General features: G+C 63.5%; 18 protein-coding genes. 14 read left to right on the forward strand and 4 right to left on the reverse strand.

Annotation, left to right across the window (positions count from 1 at the left end; genetic code table 11):
• Positions 1–4: 4 nt before the first annotated feature.
• From CAF92_RS23105 to CAF92_RS23160, 12 genes are all read left to right on the forward strand, one after another.
• A complete protein-coding gene (locus CAF92_RS23105; RefSeq protein WP_085602027.1) occupies positions 5–502 on the forward strand; it encodes a type II secretion system protein N in 498 nt (165 codons plus the stop codon).
• Positions 499–2,340 (forward strand): type II secretion system secretin GspD, encoded by a 1,842-nt coding sequence (gene gspD, locus CAF92_RS23110; RefSeq protein WP_085602028.1) that lies wholly within the window; start codon positions 499–501, stop codon positions 2,338–2,340. Before CAF92_RS23105 ends, gspD begins: the two co-directional genes overlap by 4 nt.
• Positions 2,337–3,800, forward strand: a complete 1,464-nt coding sequence (gene gspE / locus CAF92_RS23115) for a type II secretion system ATPase GspE (protein WP_085602029.1) — start codon at positions 2,337–2,339, stop codon at positions 3,798–3,800. The genes gspD and gspE overlap by 4 nt, the downstream gene beginning before the upstream one ends.
• Position 3,801: 1 nt before the next feature.
• Positions 3,802–5,007, forward strand: a complete 1,206-nt coding sequence (gene gspF / locus CAF92_RS23120; RefSeq protein WP_085602030.1) for a type II secretion system inner membrane protein GspF — start codon at positions 3,802–3,804, stop codon at positions 5,005–5,007.
• A 1-nt stretch (position 5,008) separates the two neighbouring features.
• Positions 5,009–5,455: a type II secretion system major pseudopilin GspG gene (gene gspG / locus CAF92_RS23125; protein ID WP_085602031.1), complete on the forward strand. Its 447-nt coding sequence runs from the start codon at positions 5,009–5,011 to the stop codon at positions 5,453–5,455.
• Entirely contained in the window at positions 5,452–5,916 is a 465-nt protein-coding gene (gspH, locus tag CAF92_RS23130) for a type II secretion system minor pseudopilin GspH (RefSeq protein ID WP_085602032.1), read from the forward strand. The genes gspG and gspH overlap by 4 nt, the downstream gene beginning before the upstream one ends.
• A complete protein-coding gene (gene gspI / locus CAF92_RS23135; RefSeq protein WP_085602033.1) occupies positions 5,894–6,274 on the forward strand; it encodes a type II secretion system minor pseudopilin GspI in 381 nt (126 codons plus the stop codon). Before gspH ends, gspI begins: the two co-directional genes overlap by 23 nt.
• Before the next feature lie 10 nt (positions 6,275–6,284).
• The gene (gene gspJ, locus CAF92_RS23140; protein WP_256573785.1) at positions 6,285–6,851 is read left to right on the forward strand and encodes a type II secretion system minor pseudopilin GspJ; all 567 of its coding nucleotides are present in this window, start codon (positions 6,285–6,287) and stop codon (positions 6,849–6,851) included.
• Complete coding sequence (locus tag CAF92_RS23145) at positions 6,848–7,705, forward strand: general secretion pathway protein GspK (RefSeq protein WP_085602034.1); 858 nt, start codon at positions 6,848–6,850, stop codon at positions 7,703–7,705. The genes gspJ and CAF92_RS23145 overlap by 4 nt, the downstream gene beginning before the upstream one ends.
• On the forward strand, positions 7,698–8,807 hold the full coding sequence (gene gspL / locus CAF92_RS23150) for a type II secretion system protein GspL (RefSeq protein ID WP_085602035.1): 1,110 nt from the start codon (positions 7,698–7,700) through the stop codon (positions 8,805–8,807). The genes CAF92_RS23145 and gspL overlap by 8 nt, the downstream gene beginning before the upstream one ends.
• Positions 8,808–8,899: 92 nt before the next feature.
• On the forward strand, positions 8,900–9,283 hold the full coding sequence (locus tag CAF92_RS23155; RefSeq protein ID WP_085602036.1) for a hypothetical protein: 384 nt from the start codon (positions 8,900–8,902) through the stop codon (positions 9,281–9,283).
• Positions 9,284–9,343: 60 nt separating this feature from the next.
• Positions 9,344–9,691: a YgiW/YdeI family stress tolerance OB fold protein gene (locus CAF92_RS23160; RefSeq protein ID WP_075046628.1), complete on the forward strand. Its 348-nt coding sequence runs from the start codon at positions 9,344–9,346 to the stop codon at positions 9,689–9,691.
• 115 nt (positions 9,692–9,806) lie between these two features.
• Here CAF92_RS23160 and CAF92_RS23165 read toward each other — a convergent pair whose 3' ends face one another.
• Positions 9,807–10,994: an MFS transporter gene (locus CAF92_RS23165; RefSeq protein WP_230384968.1), complete on the reverse strand. Its 1,188-nt coding sequence runs from the start codon at positions 10,992–10,994 to the stop codon at positions 9,807–9,809.
• A gap of 166 nt (positions 10,995–11,160) precedes the next feature.
• On the opposite strand from CAF92_RS23165, the gene CAF92_RS23170 reads away from it, so the two are divergent.
• Both CAF92_RS23170 and CAF92_RS23175 read left to right on the forward strand, forming a co-directional pair.
• A complete protein-coding gene (locus tag CAF92_RS23170; RefSeq protein ID WP_046613508.1) occupies positions 11,161–12,072 on the forward strand; it encodes a LysR family transcriptional regulator in 912 nt (303 codons plus the stop codon).
• 136 nt (positions 12,073–12,208) lie between these two features.
• The gene (locus CAF92_RS23175) at positions 12,209–12,982 is read left to right on the forward strand and encodes a ParA family protein (RefSeq protein WP_046613507.1); all 774 of its coding nucleotides are present in this window, start codon (positions 12,209–12,211) and stop codon (positions 12,980–12,982) included.
• Here the strand turns inward: CAF92_RS23175 and trxC are convergent.
• From trxC to mscK, 3 genes are all read right to left on the reverse strand, one after another.
• A complete protein-coding gene (gene trxC, locus CAF92_RS23180; protein ID WP_063912048.1) occupies positions 12,979–13,413 on the reverse strand; it encodes a thioredoxin TrxC in 435 nt (144 codons plus the stop codon). The genes CAF92_RS23175 and trxC overlap by 4 nt on opposite strands.
• Before the next feature lie 127 nt (positions 13,414–13,540).
• Entirely contained in the window at positions 13,541–15,001 is a 1,461-nt protein-coding gene (gene selO / locus CAF92_RS23185) for a protein adenylyltransferase SelO (protein ID WP_085602038.1), read from the reverse strand.
• Between the two features lie 180 nt (positions 15,002–15,181).
• Positions 15,182–18,490, reverse strand: a complete 3,309-nt coding sequence (gene mscK, locus CAF92_RS23190; protein WP_085602039.1) for a mechanosensitive channel MscK — start codon at positions 18,488–18,490, stop codon at positions 15,182–15,184.
• Positions 18,491–18,525: the final 35 nt, after the last annotated feature.

Consider the following 18,525-nt stretch of genomic DNA (forward strand, 5'->3'; position numbering starts at 1 on the left):
TACGATGAAGCGCTCGACGTATCTGATTTGGCTTGCGTTCGCGCTGGTAACGCTTGTCTGCCTGGCATGGCGTGAAAGCTTTTATCCCGCAGTTGCGCCCCCGATCGCCCAGGTCCCGCCGTTGACGACAGCGGCTTTGCCGGAAAAACCGTTATCGGCGGCTACCTTGGCCCTGGCGTTCGGCTTTCAGGCCCCGGGTCAACGTCAGTCGACCCGGGCGGATATCGCCCTCAAGGCCAGCTTCGTTTCCAGTCAGGGCGATGCCCGAGCGTTGGTGAGAAACGATAGCGGCGAGGCTATCTATCGCGTCGGTGACCGGTTAACGGGCCATGGCGTGCTGCGCCACATAAATGTGCGTTCCATCGTGCTGTGGATCGACGGTCGCGAGGAAGTCGTGTCGTTGTCCAGCGATACCCCCTCTGTATTTCTGCCCACGGGTGCGGCGACTCGCCCGCGCGCTGTTTCAGACCCCTCAGCCCGCCTGTTGCGGGAGGTGCAATGACTTTGATGCGATATCTGCGCGCCGCCTCGTTCGGCGCCTCTCTTACCCTTGCCTGCTCCCTGGCGCTTGCAGAGGCACCCACCTGGCAACTGGCGATGAGCGATGCCGACGTGCGCGACGTGGTGCGTGAGGTGGGGGCGATCCTTGACCAGCCGATCATTCTTGACCCGCGCGTGCAGGGGCGCATCACCGTCCTTTCGAACGAGGCGCTTGATCGCGAAGGGATACGGCGGCTTTTTTACTCGGTGCTCAATGCCCATGGGTTTGCCGCCGTGAACGACGGCGACCGCTTGCTGGTACTGCCTGCAAGCGAAGCCAAGGCCTGGGCAAACCAGCAGGTGGAGGCCATACCGGCAGCGGTCACCACACGGGTTTTCAACCTGTCGGGCAGTGTCGCTGCCGATCTGGCCGGCTTGCTGCGGCCGTTGGTTTCCAGCAATGGCTACATTGGACCGTCCAGCTCCGCCAACGCCCTGGTGATCACCGACTCCGCAGCCAACCTGGACCGCCTGGAAAACCTGATCCTGCAGCTGGACAGTGGTCAGCGGCATGATCATGAACTGGTGACTTTGCGCAAAGCCCAGGCCGAGGTTGTGCTCCCGGTGGTCGAAGCCGCCGCCGGCGGCCCGGACAGCGGCGTTCGGGTACTGGCTGACATGAACGGCAACCGTCTTCTGATCCTGGGCCCGATCAAGTCCAGGCAACGTCTTGCGCAACTGACCCGCTCGCTGGATGTACCGCTCCCGGCCACTTCGCAGAACTGGCGGGTGGTGCGCCTGCAACACAGCAGTGCCGAGCAGCTTGCCGAAGTATTGGGTGAGGTGGGCAAGCGGCTCGATGGTACGCCAGGCACCAAGGCTCTGGGGGCGGACCTCCCCGGAGAGGCCATGGTCAAGGCCGATGCCAGCCAGAACGCCCTGGTGATAATGGGCGAGCCGCAGACGCTGGGCCGCGTGGAGCAGATCATCCAACAACTGGACCAGCCCCGGGCGCAAGTGCTGATCCATGCGGCAATCGTCGAAGTCAGTGGCAGTATCGATGAAGCGTTGGGCCTGCAATGGGGCATCGACAAAGGTGGCCTCAAAGGTGGCGTTACCTTCAGCGAAAGTGGTGCTGCCCTGGCCGATCTGCTGGGCAAGGAAACCAAGCTGCCGGGGGGCGTCGCCTTGGCCATTGGCTCGGACCGTTTTGCCGCGCTGGTTTCGGCCTTGGCCAGCAATAGCCGCAGCAACCTGTTGTCGACGCCGAGCCTGCTGACCTTGGACAACCAGGAGGCGCAGATTCTGGTAGGCCAGAACGTGCCGTTCAAGACTGGCTCCTACGTTACCCCCGGTAGTGGTTCGGAGAACCCCTTTACCACAGTCGAGCGCAAGGACATCGGTATCAGCCTGAAGGTGCGCCCGCACATCAATGAAGGGCGCAGCCTGCGCCTCGAGGTCGAGCAGGAGAGCTCGGAAATTGCACCCAGCACGACCGAGAACGACCTGATCACCAACAAGCGCACGCTCAAGAGCACCATCTTGGCCGCCGATGGCGAGATTATCGTGATCGGCGGCCTGATCAAGGACAGCGTGCGCAAGGTAGAGCGCGGTGTTCCGCTGCTCAGCCGAATCCCATGGGTGGGCGGTCTGTTCCGGTGGCGCAGCGATACTCAGGAAAAAACCAACCTGATGGTCTTCCTGCGCCCGACCATTCTGCGCAGCCAGGCCGAGCTGGTCGAAACGGGGCGACGCGCCTACGAAGGGGTACGCGCTGCGGATGATTCGACCCTGCCGGAAGATCCCCGGCAGATGTTCGAGTCGCAAGCTCTGCCCGGCGCACCAGGGCCACGCTCATGAACAGCGACCTGCCGTTCAGCTTTGCCCGACGTCACGGCATCCTGCTCGACCGCCAGGCGGCTGAGCCTGCCTTGCTGATGCGAGAGAGCACTTCGCTGGCCGCTCTTGCCGAGGCCTGCCGTGTAGTGGGCAGTAACTGGCACCTGCGGCGTGTCAGCGATGCCGACTTCGCCGAGCGCCTTGCCAGTTGCTACGGCCCCGGTCAGGATGCAGCGCAGGCCGTTGTTCAGGGCCTGGACCGGGAAATCGACCTTGCGCAGCTGGCTGAAGCCTTGCCGCAAACCAGCGACCTGCTGGAGCAACAGGACGATGCGCCGATCATCCGCCTGCTCAATGCCTTGTTCAGCGAGGCGGTGAGGGCCCGGGCCTCGGACGTCCACCTGGAAACCTTCGAGCATCAGCTGCGCGTACGCATGCGTATCGACGGCGTCATGCGCGAGGTGCTGGCGCCACCGCGGGAGCTATCTGCACTGTTGGTTTCGCGCATCAAGGTCATGGCGCGCCTGGACATCGCCGAGAAGCGCGTGCCTCAGGATGGCCGGATCAGCCTGCGCCTGGCCGGCCACGAAGTGGATGTGCGGGTGTCGACCTTGCCCGCCGCCCATGGCGAGCGGGTGGTACTGCGTTTGCTGGACAAGCAGGCAATGCGTCTGGACATCGACCATATGCAGATGCCCGGCTCGGTACGTTCTGGTTTCATGCGCATGCTGGCGAAACCACATGGCATTTTCCTGGTCACCGGGCCCACCGGTTCCGGCAAGACCACGACGCTGTACACCGCGCTTTCGTACCTGAACCAGGTATCGCGCAATATCCTCACCGTCGAAGACCCGGTCGAGTACTACCTTCCCGGCATCGGCCAGACCCAGGTCAATACCAAGGTCGACATGACCTTCGCCCGGGGGCTGCGTGCCATCTTGCGACAGGACCCCGACGTGGTCATGGTGGGCGAGATCCGCGATCGGGAGACCGCCGAGATTGCGGTGCAGGCCTCGCTGACAGGCCACCTGGTGCTGTCCACCTTGCATACCAACAGCGCTCTGGGCGCAATAACACGCCTTGCCGACATGGGCATCGATACTTGCCTGCTCGCATCTTCACTGGCCGGGATCATGGCCCAGCGCCTGGTGCGACGGCTTTGTCCCCACTGCCGGGTCGAACATGAAGTGGACGAGGCTACGGCCAGCGTCCTGGGCCACCCGGCCGAATTGCCGCCGCGGCTCTACAAGGCGCAGGGCTGTAGCGAATGCCAGCTGGGTTACAGCGGGCGCCTGGCGTTGCACGAGATGCTGGTGGTGAAGCCCGCGCTGGCCCAGGCGATTCATGCCCGGGCGTCTCATGACGACATGCTCGAATTGATCCGCGTGGATACACCAAGCCTGTTCCAGCATGGCGTCCAGCGTGTCTGCCAGGGGCAGACAAGCGTCGCAGAACTGCTGCGTGTGACGGGGCAGGACTGACATGGCGCTGTTCCGCTACCAGGCCCAGGATGCCAAGGGTGTGCGCCAGCGAGGCACCGTGGAGGCGTCGGGTGCGCGACAGGCCCGGCAAACATTGCGCGAGCAAGGGTTGCTGGTGCTGAGCATGAGCCCCTTGGGGGCATCCCCTATGGCCCGGTTGCTGGCACGCAGTACCCTGAGTCTGGCCCGGCGCTCGCTGCTGACGCGCCAGCTGGCGACTCTGCTGCATGCCGGGGTGCCGTTGACCGAGGCCTTGCAGGTAGTTGCCGAGCAGAGTACGCCGCGCCACGTACGTCAGGTATTGCGCGGCGTGGCTGAGCGGGTTGCCGAAGGCCATGCGCTGGCGCAGGCACTGGCGCATTACCCACAGGCATTCCCCATGGTTTATCGGGCCACCGTGGCCGCTGCCGAACGTTCCGGCCACCTGGCAGGTGTGCTCGAGCGTTTGGCCGAGCATGGCGAGAACCATCAGGCCCTGCGGCAGAAGGTACAGCTGGCGATGGTTTACCCAGTGATCCTGCTGGTTATCTCGTTGCTGGTGGTGGGTTTTCTGCTGGGCTATGTGGTGCCAGACGTGGTGCAGGCCTTTTCGCGTGACCATGCACAACTGCCGCTGGCAACGCGAGTGCTGATCACCTTGAGCGATGCCACAAACCATTATGGCTTGGCAGCGCTGGCGCTATTGGCCATGGCCATCGTACTGGTTGCCTGTGCCCTTCGCCAACCGGCACGGCGCAGGCAATGGCATGGCTTTTCACTGCGCCTGCCCGGATATGGCGAATTCGTCCGGGCCAGCGAAGCGGCCCGCTTCATCAGCACCCTTGCGATTCTGGGGCGCAGCGGCGTGGTATTGGTCGAGGCGATGAACATCAGCGCGACCGTGATCGGCAACCTGATTCTACGCGAGCGCCTGCTGCGGGCCGCCCGTGAGCTGGGCGAGGGCACCACGCTGGCCAACTGCCTGGCGCGCAGCGAAGCCTTGCCACCACTGATGCTGCACATGATCGCCAGCGGCGAACGCGCCGGTGAGCTCGACACCATGCTCGAACGTGCCGCAGACCTTCAGGCCAAACAACTGGCAGGGCGTATTTCCTTGCTGGTGAGCCTCTGTGAGCCCCTGATGCTGCTGTTGATGGGGGGCATCGTGCTGTTCATTGTGCTCGCCATCCTGCTGCCGATCCTTAACCTCAACCAACTGGTCAACTGACATGTCCATGCGTTCATCACGCCGCGCCGAACGCGGCTTCACTCTCATCGAAATCATGGTGGTGGTCATTATCCTGGGGGTTCTTGGCGCGCTGGTGCTGCCCAACGTCATGAGCCGTCCCGACCATGCCAAGCTGACCGCAGCCCGCACCGATATCCAGTCAATTTCCACCGCGCTGGAAATCTACCGTCTGGACAACGGCCGCTACCCGACAACCGAGCAAGGACTGGACGCCTTGGTGAAACGCCCCACGGTGGCGCCATTGCCACGTCAATGGAGTGCCCAAGGCTATCTGAAAAGCACACCAACCGACCCCTGGGGCTCGCATTATCAGTACGCAAGCCCAGGAACCCGTTCGCCCCATGGCTATGACCTTTACTCCCTGGGCAGCGATGGTCAGCCGGGCGGTGAGGAAATGGATGCTGATATCGGTAACTGGTCTGAATGAAACAGCGCCGCTCTCGAGGCTTCACCCTGCTGGAGCTGCTTCTGGTGATGCTGTTGCTGGGCATTGTGATGGGCATGGCCGGGTTCACGTTCGCACGCGATCCGCAGCGTGTGGCCAGCCAGGAGGCCAACCTCTTCCTTCAGTTGGTGCAGTACGCGCGGCAGCAGGCGGTGCTGGAAAGGCTGACTCAAGGTATTCGCATCGATGCTCAGGGCTACCAACTGCTCAACGCCTCCGAGGATGGCTGGGAGGCAGCCGGCAGGCACCGCGATATTGGCCTGGACCTGCGCTTGGAGATCGATGGGCTGCCTGTGCCGCATGCCCTGGCTGATGGGGCGCCGCAACTGCTGATGTACGGTAATGACGAGCACACGCCGTTTACCCTGCATTTCGAGGCGGACAATGTGCGCCTTGTTTCCGTGTCGAGTGATGGCCTCAATGACCCCCAGTTCATGCACTGAACGCGGCTTCACCTTGTTGGAGGTGTTGGTGGCGCTGGCGATTTTCGCGGTGCTGGCTGTGGCGGTGACCACGGCCAGCCAGCATGTGCTGGCGCAATCGCAGGGGGCTCGAGAGCGCCTATTGGCTAGCTGGGTGGCCGACAATCACCTGACAGAGCTGGGCCTGCAAGCTGCGCGGACTCCCGGCCAGCGGAGCCTGGAGGTCATGTTCGGTCAACACCGCTGGACTCTGCACGAAAGCCGCCGCCTGGGCGTGGGTGGCTTGCTGGAAGTGCAGGTACGTGTGGGCCTTGCTGCGGATCGCCAGGTGTTGCATCAGGCCACGGGGTGGCTGGGGATGGCGGATGCGCCGCGCTAGCCCGGGCAGGATGGCCCGCCAAGGGGGCTTCACCTTGATCGAGTTGCTGTTGGCGCTCGCTATCTTTGCAGTCCTGGCAATTGGAAGTGCGCGCGTGCTTGATGTGTTCATGCGTGCCGAGAACGCACGACAGGCACAGGCCGATGAGCTGCGTGCGCTGGGTAGGGCCATGAGTTTGATTCAGCGCGACGCCATGCTGGTGTATGCGCCCTCGAGCCTGGGCAAAGGCGGTTACGGCATTCTGTTGAACGGCACTCGGGTCCATTGGTTGGCCAGCGAACAAGGCAGCCAAACGCTCAAGCGCAGCGAGCTGAGGGTTGTCGAGTACTGGCTCGAAGACGGCGTGCTGTGGCGCCAGCGACGCACGCTGGGGCAAGGCCTGCCACGCCCGCAGCGTTTGCTCGAAGGTGTAAGCGAGCTGCACTGGCGTCTGCACGTGCCCGGTAGCGGCTGGCAGGCGCGCTGGCCAATGGCCCAGCGTCGGCCGGTGCCACCGCAGGCGCTGGAGGTGACACTGTCGACCAGGCGTTTTGAACAGATCCGGCGGGTACTGCCGCTGGGAGGCACCAGCCAATGAGAAGGCAACGTCAAAAGGGGCTTGCGCTGGTCACCGTGCTGCTTGTCATGGCGCTGCTCACGTTGCTGTCAGCCGGTATGTTGCGCAGCCATCAATTGCTGATTGGTGGTGTCAGCCAGCAGATCGACGCGTCGCGCTTGCTGCGTTTGGCTCAGGCCGGCGAGCAGCATGCCCTGGCGAGCTTGCGCCGTGAGGTTGGTGAAGTACTGCAGGTCACTCATGTTCGACAATCCTGGGCCCAGCCCCGAGCGTTCACCCTTGGTCAGGGGCAACTGAGCCTGCAGCTGGAGGACCTCTCGGGCCGCTTGAACCTCGGCGCCCTGATGCCAGGCAAGGAACCCGACCCGCTGCTGCTCAAGCGCTGGGAGCGCCTGTGCCATTCGTTGCAGGTGGAGCCACCCGCTTTGGAAGGGCTCGCTGGCCAGCCGATGCTCGACCCAACCCAGTTGCGTACGTTGCCGGGTGTTTCCGCTGAGGTAATGGCGCGTTTGCAGCCTTGGGTAGTGGTGTTGCCCAAGGAGGCGCGGCTCAACATCAACACGGCCCCGGCGCTACTGCTTGCGGCGACCGCCGAGGTGTCGCTTACGGTGGCAAGCCAACTGGTAAGCGAGCGCCCCGAAGCGGGTTACCCCACGGTAGAACGTTTTTTGGCCCTGCCCCAACTGGAAGGCGTGGGGCTGGACAGGCGCGGGCTGGCCGTGACCAGCCGCTGGTTTCGCCTGGAGGTGCAGGCAGAGATGGCAGGTAAGCGCATGTACCTGTACAGCGACCTGGAGATCGATTTGGACACGCATCAGGTTCGTGTGGTGCGGCGTGTGTTTTCTGCGATGCGGGAGCAAAGAGCAGATGAGTGAGAATTGGCTGTACCTGTTGCCGGAAGGGGTTGCGGCAGCCGATGCGCGGTGGCCGGTGTGGCTGCGTGCGGCGGACGGCAGCCTGCACAAGGCACGACTGGAGGAGCTGGCTCCGACGCTCACCGGTCCTGCTATCGTGGTGGTACCTATGGAGATGTTGGGCAGTTGCGAGATCGGTCCTGTGCCGTGCAAGCGGCCCAAGCCTGAAACATTGGCCTACGCTGCCGAAGACTATTTGGCAGCGCCGCTGGAAACGCTGCATCTGGTTTTCGGCCCGCCGGATGCGCAGGGACATCGCCGGGCTCTGGTGATAGAGCGTCAGGTTCTGGCCAGCCTTATGGCCTTGTTGAAAAGCCAGGGAATCGACCCGCTCGGGATCCACGCCGATGCCGACCTGCTGGGCGCCGAGCAGCCCCGTGCCCTGTGGCTCGAGGGGCGCTGGTTGTTGGGCGGGCATGGTGGGCCTTGGCTGGCCGCCGGCCCCCAGGCAGCCGAGGTACTGGTGCGGCAACTGCCGCCGATGGAGCGGCCGGCCGAACCTGCTGATGCAGGGCAGACCCTCCATAACCAAGCCGTCGATAGCGCCTTTCACACCTTCATCCAAGGTCGGGCCAAGGCCCTGGACCTGCGCCAGGGGCCATTTCGGCGACGAAGCCCTATCGTGCCCTGGCCATCCCTGGCGGGCGGAGCGCTGCTGGCCTTCGCAATGGTGTGCCTGGCGGAACATCTGCGTGCTGAATGGCTGTCGGAACGTACAGCACAGCTACATGCCGAGAATCTTCAGACGTTTCTGCGTTGGGCGCCCGAGCAGTCTGTCGCAGGTGACCTGGCCACACAGATCAGGGCACTGGAATTCCGTCCCCGAGAGAAGACTACCGTGGAGGGGCTGGTATCTTTCACGGAGCAATTGGTGGAAACCGGGAACATCACGGTTGAGCGAGCCGTGTCCAGTCCCCGCGGAGGGTGGCGCATGGAAGTGGTTGCGCAAGGTTTCGATGACCTTGAGCGCCTGCGCCAGCGGGCGCCTGCCGTGCTGATGGATCAAGCCCGGCAGGCCGAGCAGGTTGTGCGCGCGACCCTGACTTTCAGGGAGACTCGCTGATGCGGTGGATTGAGCAGGCCCTGATAGGCCAATGGCAATCGATACCCGGTAATCGAAGGGCAGTGATCATGGCCGCACTCTGGAGTTTGGCCATGGTCCTGCTCTGGCAGTTTGCCTGGGTACCCGGCAAGCAGCGCTTGCAACAGGCCGAGCTCGCCCATGCGCATGAGCTGAAGCTCACCGGGCATCTGCAACGGGTTTCGACAGGCCCGGCCTTGGCCGGGGAAGCGGTGACGGTGCTGACACCCGCTATTCTGAACGAACGCGCACTGGCCGCCGGTTTGCGAATTACCGGGTTGCAGGCACGGGCCGGTCAGGTGGACGTAAGCCTCGAGGGTGAGCCTGTGCCACTGCTGGGGTGGCTGCATGCGCTGGAGCGTGAAGGCGCGCAGGTCCGTAGCTTGCAGTTGCAAGTAGTCGGGGAGCGGCTGCAGGCGCAGTTGGGGTTGGCGCTGGATGAGGCCAGTGCTGATTAAGGTTGGCTTCAGCCAGCAGCGGTAGGCTGTTTCCATCGAAATCGAATCAGGACCTGTCCCATGAAAATCCGTTACCTCGCCTTGATCCTCGCCCCTCTGTTCAGCACTGCCGCCCTGGCTGCCGGCTACACCGGCCCCGGTGCCCAGTCGGTCACCACCGTAGCTGCGGCCAACGATGCTGCCGACGACACCCCAGTGGTCCTGCAAGGCTTCGTGACCAAGAAGATCAACAACGACGACAAGTACGAGTTCAAGGACAACACCGGCACCATCACCGTGGAAATCGATGATGAAGACCTGCCGCCGACGCCGTTCAACGACAAGACCAAGGTCAAGCTGACCGGTGAGGTGGAGAAGCACCTGATGAGCCGGGAGGTGGATGTGGATATGGTCGAGATCATCAACTGATCCGAGGGCCCTATCGCCGGCAAGCCAGCTCCCACAAGTACCCCACAGGTCATGAGCCTTGTGGGGTCCTGTGGGAGCTGGCTTGCCGGCGATGGCCTGCAAAGCAGCCCCATGCTCAGGCTGTTTTGGGCGGCAACTTGCTCAGGCGTAGCGCCACCAGCAACGCCACCGCCAGCAGGCTGCCGATGAACAGCCCGATGCCATTCCAGCCCCAATGATGCCAGAACACCCCGCCCGCCGTACCGGCTACACTCGACCCGGCGTAATAGCTGAACAGGTACAACGACGACGCCTGTCCCTTGGCCTTCAAAGCCCTGCGGCCGATCCAGCTGCTGGCCACCGAGTGCGCGCCAAAAAAGCCGAAGGTGAACACCAGCATACCGACGATCACCATCGCCAGCGGGCTGGCCAGGGTCATCATCAAGCCGCCCGCCATAACCACGATACTGGCCCAGAACACCTTGCGCCGGCCCAGTTTGTCAGCCAGCGCGCCCACCTGCGCCGAACTGTAGATGCCAGACAGGTACACCACTGACAGCAAGCCGACCAGCGCCTGGTTCATGTGATAGGGCTCGGCCAGCAGGCGGTAGCCGATGTAGTTGAACAGGGTGACGAAGGCGCCCATCAGCAGGAAGGCTTCGAGGAACAACCAGGGCAGGCCGGCATCCCTGAAGTGCCTGACGAAGCCATCCAGCAGGCTGCGTGGGTTCATCGCCTGCGGGCGGAAATTGCGCGATTCGGGCAGCACCTTCCAGAATACCAGCGCCGCCACCAGGGCCAGGCCGCCTATGGTGAGCATCGCCGTGTGCCAGCTGACGAAGTCGATCAGTACGCCGGTGATCAGGCGCCCGCTCATGCCGCCAATGGCATTGCCGCCGATGTACAGGCCCATGGCCAGGCCGATGTGCTGCGGGTGGATCTCTTCGCTCAGGTAAGTCATCGCCACCGCCGCCAGGCCGCTCAGCGACAGGCCGACCAGGGCGCGGGAGGCCAGTACCAGCTCCCAGCTAGGCATCACAGCGCTGGCCAGGGTGGAAAGGGCGGCGCAGACCAGGGCAAACACCATCACCGGCTTGCGCCCGATGCGGTCGGAGATCGGGCCGGTGATCAGCAGGCCGAACGCCAGCATGGCTGTGGAGACTGATAGCACCAGGCTGCTCTGCGCCGCATTGATGGCAAATTCCTTCGACAGCAACGGCATCATGGGCTGCACGCAGTACAGCAGGGCGAAGGTGGCGAAGCCGCCGCTGAATAGCGCCAGCACGGTTTTCATGAAGGCGGGTGTGCCTTTTTCGATCCACATTTCGTTCAGCGGGGCAGGGTCTGGCTCGACGGGAAGGGGGGCTACAGCAGTTTTCACGGGCGGGTACCTCTGGCGCAATGAAAAAAAGCATATAGCTGCCTAATGATTAGATCCAATATATTGTTCGACCTATTTAAGACGTTGTGCGACCTGTTCGGAGCCGATCATGGAACTGCGCCATTTGCGTTACTTCATCGCCGTGGCCGAAGAGCTGCATTTTGGCCGCGCCGCCCAGCAGCTGGGCATTTCTCAGCCACCCTTGAGCCAGCAGATCCAGGCGCTGGAGCAGGAGCTGGGGGCCCGTCTGTTCGAGCGTACCAACCGTCGGGTCGAGCTGAGCGAGGCGGGGCGGTTGTTCCTCGAGGAAGCCCGCCAGGTGCTGGCGCAGGTGGAAAAGGCCGCCGATGTCGCTCGGCGTGCGCAGTTGGGGGAGCTGGGGGAGATGAAGATCGGCTTTACCTCCTCGGCACCGTTCACCTCGAAGATCCCCAAGGCCATCCACGCGTTTCGCCAGCGCTTCCCGGCGGTGCACCTGAACCTCAAGGAAATGAGCAGTCGCGATGTGGCGGAAGGGGTGTTCGACGAGTCCATCGAGGTCGGGCTGATGCGGCCGATGCCGCTGCCGGAAGGGCTGGTGGCCACCGAACTGTTTCGCGAGCCGCTGGTGGCGGTGATCAATGCCTCGCATCCATTGGCCGAAGGCACGGACCACGGCGTGCACATGGCCGCGCTGGCCCATGAACCGTTCGTGTTCTTCCCGCGCAGCTATGGCAGCGGGTTGCACGCGCAGTTGCTGAGCCTGGCGCGCCAGGCGGGTTTCAGCCCGCATTTTGCCCAGGAGGCGGGGGAGGCAATGACCATCATCGGGCTGGTATCGGCAGGGCTTGGGGTATCGGTGCTGCCGGCGTCGTTCCAGCGCATGCGCATCGAAGGGGTGGTTTATCGCACGCTGCTGGATGAAGGGGCGATGTCGGCGGTGTGGCTGGTGCAGCGCGAGCATGGTGGGTCGGCGATGGCACGGGCATTTGCCGAGTTGCTCACGGGGCAGGTGGCTGGCGGGGGCAGTGTAGTTGCCTGATCGGGCCCCATCGCCGGCAAGCCAGCACCCACAGGGGGCGCGCATGGCTTGAGGCTGTTGCTTCGGGCAAAAGGCACTGGTCATTGCCGCAGCCGCACCACATACTCGGGCATTCGTTGATACACGGAGGTCAATCATGCGGCGCGTGGTGTTCAATCAGAAAGGTGGTGTGGGCAAGTCGAGCATCGCTTGCAACCTGGCGGCGGTGAGCGCCAGCGAAGGTTATCGGACCCTGCTGATCGACCTGGATGCCCAGGCCAACTCGACCCAGTATCTGACTGGCCTGACCGGCGACGATATTCCCATGGGCATCGCCGACTTCTTCAAGCAAAGCCTGTCCAGCGGGCCGTTCAGCAAGAAGAATCAGGTCGATATCTATGAAACCCCGTTCGACAACCTGCACGTGGTCACCGCCACGGCCGAGCTGGCCGATCTGCAGCCGAAGCTTGAGGCGAAGCACAAGATCAACAAGCTGCGTAAGTTGCTCGACGAACTCGACGAGGACTACGAGCGCATTTACATCGATACCCCGCCAGCGCTTAACTTCTATGCGGTTTCCGCACTGATCGCCGCCGATCGCGTGCTGATTCCTTTCGACTGCGACAGCTTCTCTCGCCAGGCCCTGTATGGCCTGCTGGCCGAGATCGAAGAACTCAAGGATGACCACAACGAAGACCTGGTGGTCGAAGGCATCGTGGTCAACCAATTCCAGTCCCGCGCCAGCCTGCCACAGCAGATGCTCGACGAGCTGCTGGCCGAAGGGCTCCCGGTGCTACCGGTGTACCTGGGCAGCTCGGTGAAGATGCGTGAGTCGCACCATGCCAGCCTTCCGCTGATTCATCTGGAGCCCAGGCACAAGCTGACCCTGCAGTTTGTCGAGTTGCACTCGCTGCTCGAGGAGAACGCTTAGACCCCCTGGCTACGCAACCACTCCATCAACGACTGGAGTGGAAACGCCCCGGCCTGACGGCTGACTTCACGGCCATGCTTGAACAGCAGCAGGCTGGGGATCGAGCGGATGCCCAGTTGCCCGGCCAGGTTGCGGTTGGCTTCGCTGTCGAGCTTGGCCAGGCGGCAGCGGCCGGCCAGTTGGCGGGCGGCCTGTTCGAAGGTGGGGGCGAAAGATTTGCACGGACCGCACCAATCCGCCCAGATGTCGACCAGCAGTGGCAGATCGCCTTTGATCTGGCTGGCGTAGCTGGCTTCGGTGAGTTCGAAAGGGGTGCTCAGCAGCACGTCCTGTTTGCAGCGGCCGCATTTCGGCGCGTCGCCCAGGCGCTCGGCGGGCAGGCGGTTGAGGCCGTTGCAGTGGGGGCAGGGGATTACCAGTGGTTCGGACATGTCAATTCCTTGAGGTTTTTGGGGCTGCTTTGCAGCCCATCGCGACACAAGGCCGCTCCTACAGGAGTCCGAGTACCCTCGTAGGAGCGGCCTTGTGTCGCGATGGGCCGCGCAGCGGCCCCAGGATTCATGATGAGCAGCTGATTTCCAGGTGCTTGCCCCATTCCGGCGGTCGCTCGGCATAGCCCTGCATCCCGGCCTGCTCCTCGAACGGGCGGCTCAGCACCTGATGCAGCTGTCGCACTTCACTGTAATCCCCCGCTTCGGCCGCTTCGATGGCTTTCTGTGCCAGGTAGTTACGCAGCACGTACAGCGGGTTCACCGCATGCATGCGCTCACGCCGCCCTTCCGCATTGGCCGCTTCACGCTCGCAGCGGGCCAGGTAGTCCGCCCCCCAGGCATCGAAACCGGCCAGGTCGATGAAGTCGTCACGCACCACCTTCAGCGCCTCGGCGACGGGCTGATCGCCCAGCTTGCGGAAGAACAGGTTGTAGTCCACACCACCGCTCTGCATGCGCTGCAGCAGGCGCTCCACCAACGCCATGTCGTCCTCTTCCGCGGTGGTCAGGCCCAGACGCCGGCGCATCAGGTCCAGGTAGTGTGCCTGGTACAGCGGCAAGAACAGGCCCAGCGCCTCCTTGAGCGCTTCGACTTCGATCACCGTGGTCAGCGCCTGGGCCAGCGCACTTAGGTTCCAGTGGGCGATAGGGACCTGGTTGGCGTAACTGTAGCGGCCACGGTCGTCGGAGTGGTTGCAGATGAAGTTGGCGTCGAAATCGTCGAGGAAGGCGTACGGGCCGAAGTCGAAGGTGATGCCGAGGATCGACATGTTGTCGGTGTTCATCACCCCATGGCAGAAGCCATAGGCCTGCCACAGGGCGATCAGCTCTGCATTGCGCTCGACGATGGTGCGGAACATGGCCAGATACGGCTGCACGGCATCGCGGCATTCGGGGTAGTGCTGCTCCAGCACATGGTCGATCAGCACGCGCTGCTGTTCCGGCTGCCTGGTGTAGTAGAAGTATTCGAAATGCCCGAAACGCACATGGCTCTGCGCCAGGCGGGTGAGCATCGCCGCGCTTTCGCGGGTTTCGCGCCACACCGGGGTGCTGGAGCCGATCACGCACAGTACCCGGCTGCTGGGAATGCCCAGGGCGTGCAGGGCCTCGGAAGCGAGGAACTCGCGGATCGAGGAGCGCAGCACGGCGCGGCCGTCGCCCATGCGCGAATAGGGCGTCTGTCCGGCGCCCTTGAGGTGCAGGTCCCAGTGCTCGCCCTGGTCATTCAGCACTTCGGCCAGCAGCAAGCCGCGGCCATCACCCAGGCGTGGGTTATAGGAGCCGAACTGATGGCCGGAATAGACCATAGCCCGCGGGTCGGCCTCTTCCCACAGCTTTTGGCCACTGAACAGCTCGGCGAAAACCGGCAGCTCTGCCTGGGCCGGGTCGAGGTCGAGCAGCGCCATGGCCGACTCGCTCGCTACCACCAAGCGCGGGTCTGAGATGGGGTCGGGCAGGACCTGGGTGGAGAACGCGTCACCCAAGCGAGCGAAGCGATTGTCAAAGGTGAGTTGGTCGAGGGCTTTCACGGGCTGCTCCTGGAAGTCGGTACCTAGGGAGCCGCTTTGCGGCCTATCGCCGGCAAGCCAGCGCCCACAGGGGATGTGCAGGGCCTGGGTGCGGCACGGCCCCTGTTGGAGCTGGCTTGCCGGCGATCGAGGGCAAAGCCCTCGCAGGGATTCTGCACAGAATAAAGTATTAGAGCCCACTCAGGCCGAAGCAGTGCCATCCGGTTTCGGCTGCTCCACCGGAATCAGCTGCTGTTTGCCGCCCTTCGGATCCATCAGGAACACCTCGACCTGGCGCACCGAGATCTTGATGTTGTGTGCCTTGAACTCGCGGTTGATGTAGCGGTTGATCTCGTCCAGCGTCGGGTTGCGGTCGCCCAGGTCGCGTACGTGCATGCGCAGCTCGTGGTCCAGCGAGCTCTCGCCGAAGTTGAGGAAGTACACGATCGGCTCCGGGTCCTTGAGCACGCGTGGGTTTTCGTGGGCACCCTTGAGCAGCAGGTCACGCACCAGATCCAGGTCAGAGCCATAGTCGATGCCCAGCTTCAGCGTTACCCGGGTGACCGTGTCGGTCAGTGACCAGTTGATAAGCTGACCGGTGATGAAGGTCTTGTTGGGGACGATGATGTCCTTGCGGTCGAAGTCGGTAATCGTGGTGGCGCGGATGCGGATCTTGCTCACCGTGCCCGACAGGTTGCCGATGGTGATGGTGTCGCCAATCCGCACCGGGCGCTCGAACAGGATCATGATGCCGGAGATGAAGTTGGCGAAGATCTCCTGCATGCCGAAGCCCAGGCCCACCGACAGCGCGGCCACCAGCCATTGCAGCTTGTCCCAGCTGACCCCCAGGGTCGACAGGGTGCTGACGATACCGATACCGACGATGGTGTACGACAACAGCGTGGTGGTGGCGTAGGCACTGCCCTGAGCCAGGTTCAGGCGTGACAGCACCAGCACTTCCAGTAGGCCCGGCAAGTTGCCGGCGAGGGCAAAGGTGATGCCGACGATCACCAATGCGCCCAGCAGGTCGCCGAGGCTGATCGGCACCATGCTGGCGGCGGCGCCGGTGCCGCTGGTGTATTCGTAGAGGACGAAATTGTTGAGGTAGGCGAACACCGAGATCAGGTCCGCCCACACCCAGTACAAGCCGGCGATGAAGCCGCCAAGCAGGGCCAGGCGGATCAGGCGCAGCGACTGCTGGTTGACCTGCTCGATGTCCAGCGTTGGCTCTTCGGTGATGACTTCGCCATCCAGGCCTTCCTTGGCGGCCGCCCGCTTGCTCAGCGCGCGCTGGTAGGCCAGGCGCCGTGCCGCCACCGACAGGCCACGCACGAACGCGGCTTCGATCACAAGCCAGAACAGCAGCAGGTACAGGGTGTAGATGAGCCTGTCGGTAAGTTTCAACGCGGTGTAGTAGTAGCCGAAGCACACGGCCACGAACAGAGCGATGGGCAGGGCGGTGAAGGCCACACCCACGGCCTTGCGGAACAGCGAGGTGTCGCGGTGCGCCGGGCTGCTGAGCAACAGGCGGCTGAGTAGCCAGGCCATCAGTGCGTAGCAGGTCAGTACCACGCCGATACCCAGTACATCATCGGCCAGCGCCGAAGGCTGATGTTCGGCCACCGCCACCACACCGACCAGTGCCAGTACCACGGTGCCCAGGCGGCGCACCCAGCCGCGCAGGAACTCGACCTGTGGCTTGTGCCAGCGGAAGTGGATTTCCGCCACGCCGCCCGGGGCGAGGATGCGGTAGGCGGTGTAAAACACCAGCCAGGCCTGGGCCAGTTGCCAGAGGGCGGCACCGAGGTTGGCGTTCTGCCCGCGGGCGTCGATCTGCAGGGCGTAGCTGCACAGGGCCAGGCCCAGGCTGACCGGCATCGCCAGCAGGATGTTTATGAGGATCGCCTGGGGTGTGTGCCACTGGCTGTCACGGCGGAAGTGGCCGATGTCCTGGTGCACCTTGCCCAGCCGTTGGTACAGGTACTTGCGGCGCCACAGCAGGGCGCCGATCACCAGCAGCAGCGGCAGGAACAGCAACGGGCGCTGGCTCAGGCCGTCGCCCAGCTCCTTCAGGCCCGAGCCCCACGGCAGGTTGGCCATCTGGTCGGCCAGGCGCTCCGGCACATAGCGCAGCCAGTCCCAGTCCAGCGGCTTGTTGCTGGGGATCCAGAACATCTGCTCGTCGAGGGTGGTGCGCAGGCTCTGGGCGGTGCCCAGCAGCTGCTTCTGGTTGAGCTGCAGGGTGATGGATTCGTTGAGTAGCGCCGACAGCTCGCGGTTCAGTCGCTCCAGCAGATCGCTGCGGGTAATCGCCACTTCCAGCAAGGCCTTGCGCAGCTGTGGCGTCACATCTTCCTGTGGTTGGGCAGCCAGCAGCTTGTCGACATAGGTTACCGGGCTGCTCATCTGCTCGCGTTGCTGGTTGACCTCGAACTGGTACAGGCGGGTGTCGGCGATCTGGTCGGCCAGGTCGCGATCGACCTTGAGGTGCGGCAGGGTCTGCTTCTGCTTGTAGAGGATCTTCGACAGCAGCAGGCTGCCCTTGAGCACGTTGATCTGCTCGTCCAGCGCCTGGTCGGCTTGGGTCAGGGTGTCCAGTTGCTGCTTGGTGCGCAGGTTCTGCTGGGTCAGTTCGTTGAGGCGGTCGGTGCTTTTCAGCAGGTAGTCGGAGAGCTTGAGGTTGACCGCGCTTTCGGTGGCCAGCAGGCTGCTGCCGCCGGCTTTCTGGGCCTCGATCGACTGCTGGGTGACCGCTTCCTGGGACTGGGCCAGGCGCTTGTCGTTGATCAGGGTCTGCAAGTCCTGGATTTCCTGTTCCAGGCGCGCGGAGCGCTCGATCAGCAGGTCGTGGCGGGCGTTGCCCAGATCTTGCAGCAGGCTGTTGCCGGCCAGCTCCTGGCGGCGCAGCAGGGTCAGCGCGTTGAGCGATGCCAGTTCGGCATTCAACTGGTTGCGCTGGTCGGCGTTGATCGGTTTGCCGGCGTCCTTGCCGGTCTTGAGGATGCTGTTGATCTGCTGGGTGCGCGCTTGGCTGTTGCTGATTTCGGCCTGGGCGCGTTCCGGGCGGGTCTGTGAGTTGATGATCAGGCTGTTGGCTTCGGACAACGCCTTCTGCAGCTCGCCCTGCAGGGTGCTGCGCTCGCTGAGCATCTGCTCCAGTTGCGGCACCGAGAGACTGGCGTAACGCTGAGCCACCGGCTGTGGCTTGCTTTCCTTTAGCCTGGCCAGTTCGCGCTGGCTGTCGCTGGTTTCTTTCGGCGCACCGGTAAGCTGCTGCTTCAGCGCGGCGAGTTTCTTTTCGTTGTCTTCCTTGCTGGCGAGCAGGCTGAGGGTTTGCTCCAGCACCTGCTGCAGGGCTTTCTGCTCGGCCTCGGGCAGCTTGCGCTCGGCGATCTTGTCGAGGCTGTTCTGGATGCTGGCGGTGGTCGGGGCTTCTGCTGCGGTGGCTGCAAAAGAGAGAGACAGGCACAGCCCGAGCAGGGCTGTGCGGAGGTACACGCGCAGGGACATAGGCAGGCTACTTGTGGATCCGGCAGAAACGAAGT

The organism is Pseudomonas sp. B10(2017) (genome assembly GCF_002113295.1).
GTDB classification, from domain to species: Bacteria; Pseudomonadota; Gammaproteobacteria; order Pseudomonadales; family Pseudomonadaceae; genus Aquipseudomonas; species Aquipseudomonas pudica.

Bases quoted from the DNA above. Each gene is read 5' to 3' on its own strand.
- CAF92_RS23105 (WP_085602027.1), top strand. From the start codon at position 5: ATGAAGCGCTCGACGTATCTGATTTGGCTTGCGTTCGCGCTGGTAACG.
- gspD (WP_085602028.1), top strand. From the start codon at position 499: ATGACTTTGATGCGATATCTGCGCGCCGCCTCGTTCGGCGCCTCTCTT.
- gspE (WP_085602029.1), top strand. From the start codon at position 2,337: ATGAACAGCGACCTGCCGTTCAGCTTTGCCCGACGTCACGGCATCCTG.
- gspF (WP_085602030.1), top strand. From the start codon at position 3,802: ATGGCGCTGTTCCGCTACCAGGCCCAGGATGCCAAGGGTGTGCGCCAG.
- gspG (WP_085602031.1), top strand. From the start codon at position 5,009: ATGTCCATGCGTTCATCACGCCGCGCCGAACGCGGCTTCACTCTCATC.
- gspH (WP_085602032.1), top strand. From the start codon at position 5,452: ATGAAACAGCGCCGCTCTCGAGGCTTCACCCTGCTGGAGCTGCTTCTG.
- gspI (WP_085602033.1), top strand. From the start codon at position 5,894: ATGACCCCCAGTTCATGCACTGAACGCGGCTTCACCTTGTTGGAGGTG.
- gspJ (WP_256573785.1), top strand. From the start codon at position 6,285: ATGGCCCGCCAAGGGGGCTTCACCTTGATCGAGTTGCTGTTGGCGCTC.
- CAF92_RS23145 (WP_085602034.1), top strand. From the start codon at position 6,848: ATGAGAAGGCAACGTCAAAAGGGGCTTGCGCTGGTCACCGTGCTGCTT.
- gspL (WP_085602035.1), top strand. From the start codon at position 7,698: ATGAGTGAGAATTGGCTGTACCTGTTGCCGGAAGGGGTTGCGGCAGCC.
- CAF92_RS23155 (WP_085602036.1), top strand. From the start codon at position 8,900: ATGGTCCTGCTCTGGCAGTTTGCCTGGGTACCCGGCAAGCAGCGCTTG.
- CAF92_RS23160 (WP_075046628.1), top strand. From the start codon at position 9,344: ATGAAAATCCGTTACCTCGCCTTGATCCTCGCCCCTCTGTTCAGCACT.
- CAF92_RS23165 (WP_230384968.1), bottom strand. From the start codon at position 10,994: ATGTGGATCGAAAAAGGCACACCCGCCTTCATGAAAACCGTGCTGGCG.
- CAF92_RS23170 (WP_046613508.1), top strand. From the start codon at position 11,161: ATGGAACTGCGCCATTTGCGTTACTTCATCGCCGTGGCCGAAGAGCTG.
- CAF92_RS23175 (WP_046613507.1), top strand. From the start codon at position 12,209: ATGCGGCGCGTGGTGTTCAATCAGAAAGGTGGTGTGGGCAAGTCGAGC.
- trxC (WP_063912048.1), bottom strand. From the start codon at position 13,413: ATGTCCGAACCACTGGTAATCCCCTGCCCCCACTGCAACGGCCTCAAC.
- mscK (WP_085602039.1), bottom strand. From the start codon at position 18,490: ATGTCCCTGCGCGTGTACCTCCGCACAGCCCTGCTCGGGCTGTGCCTG.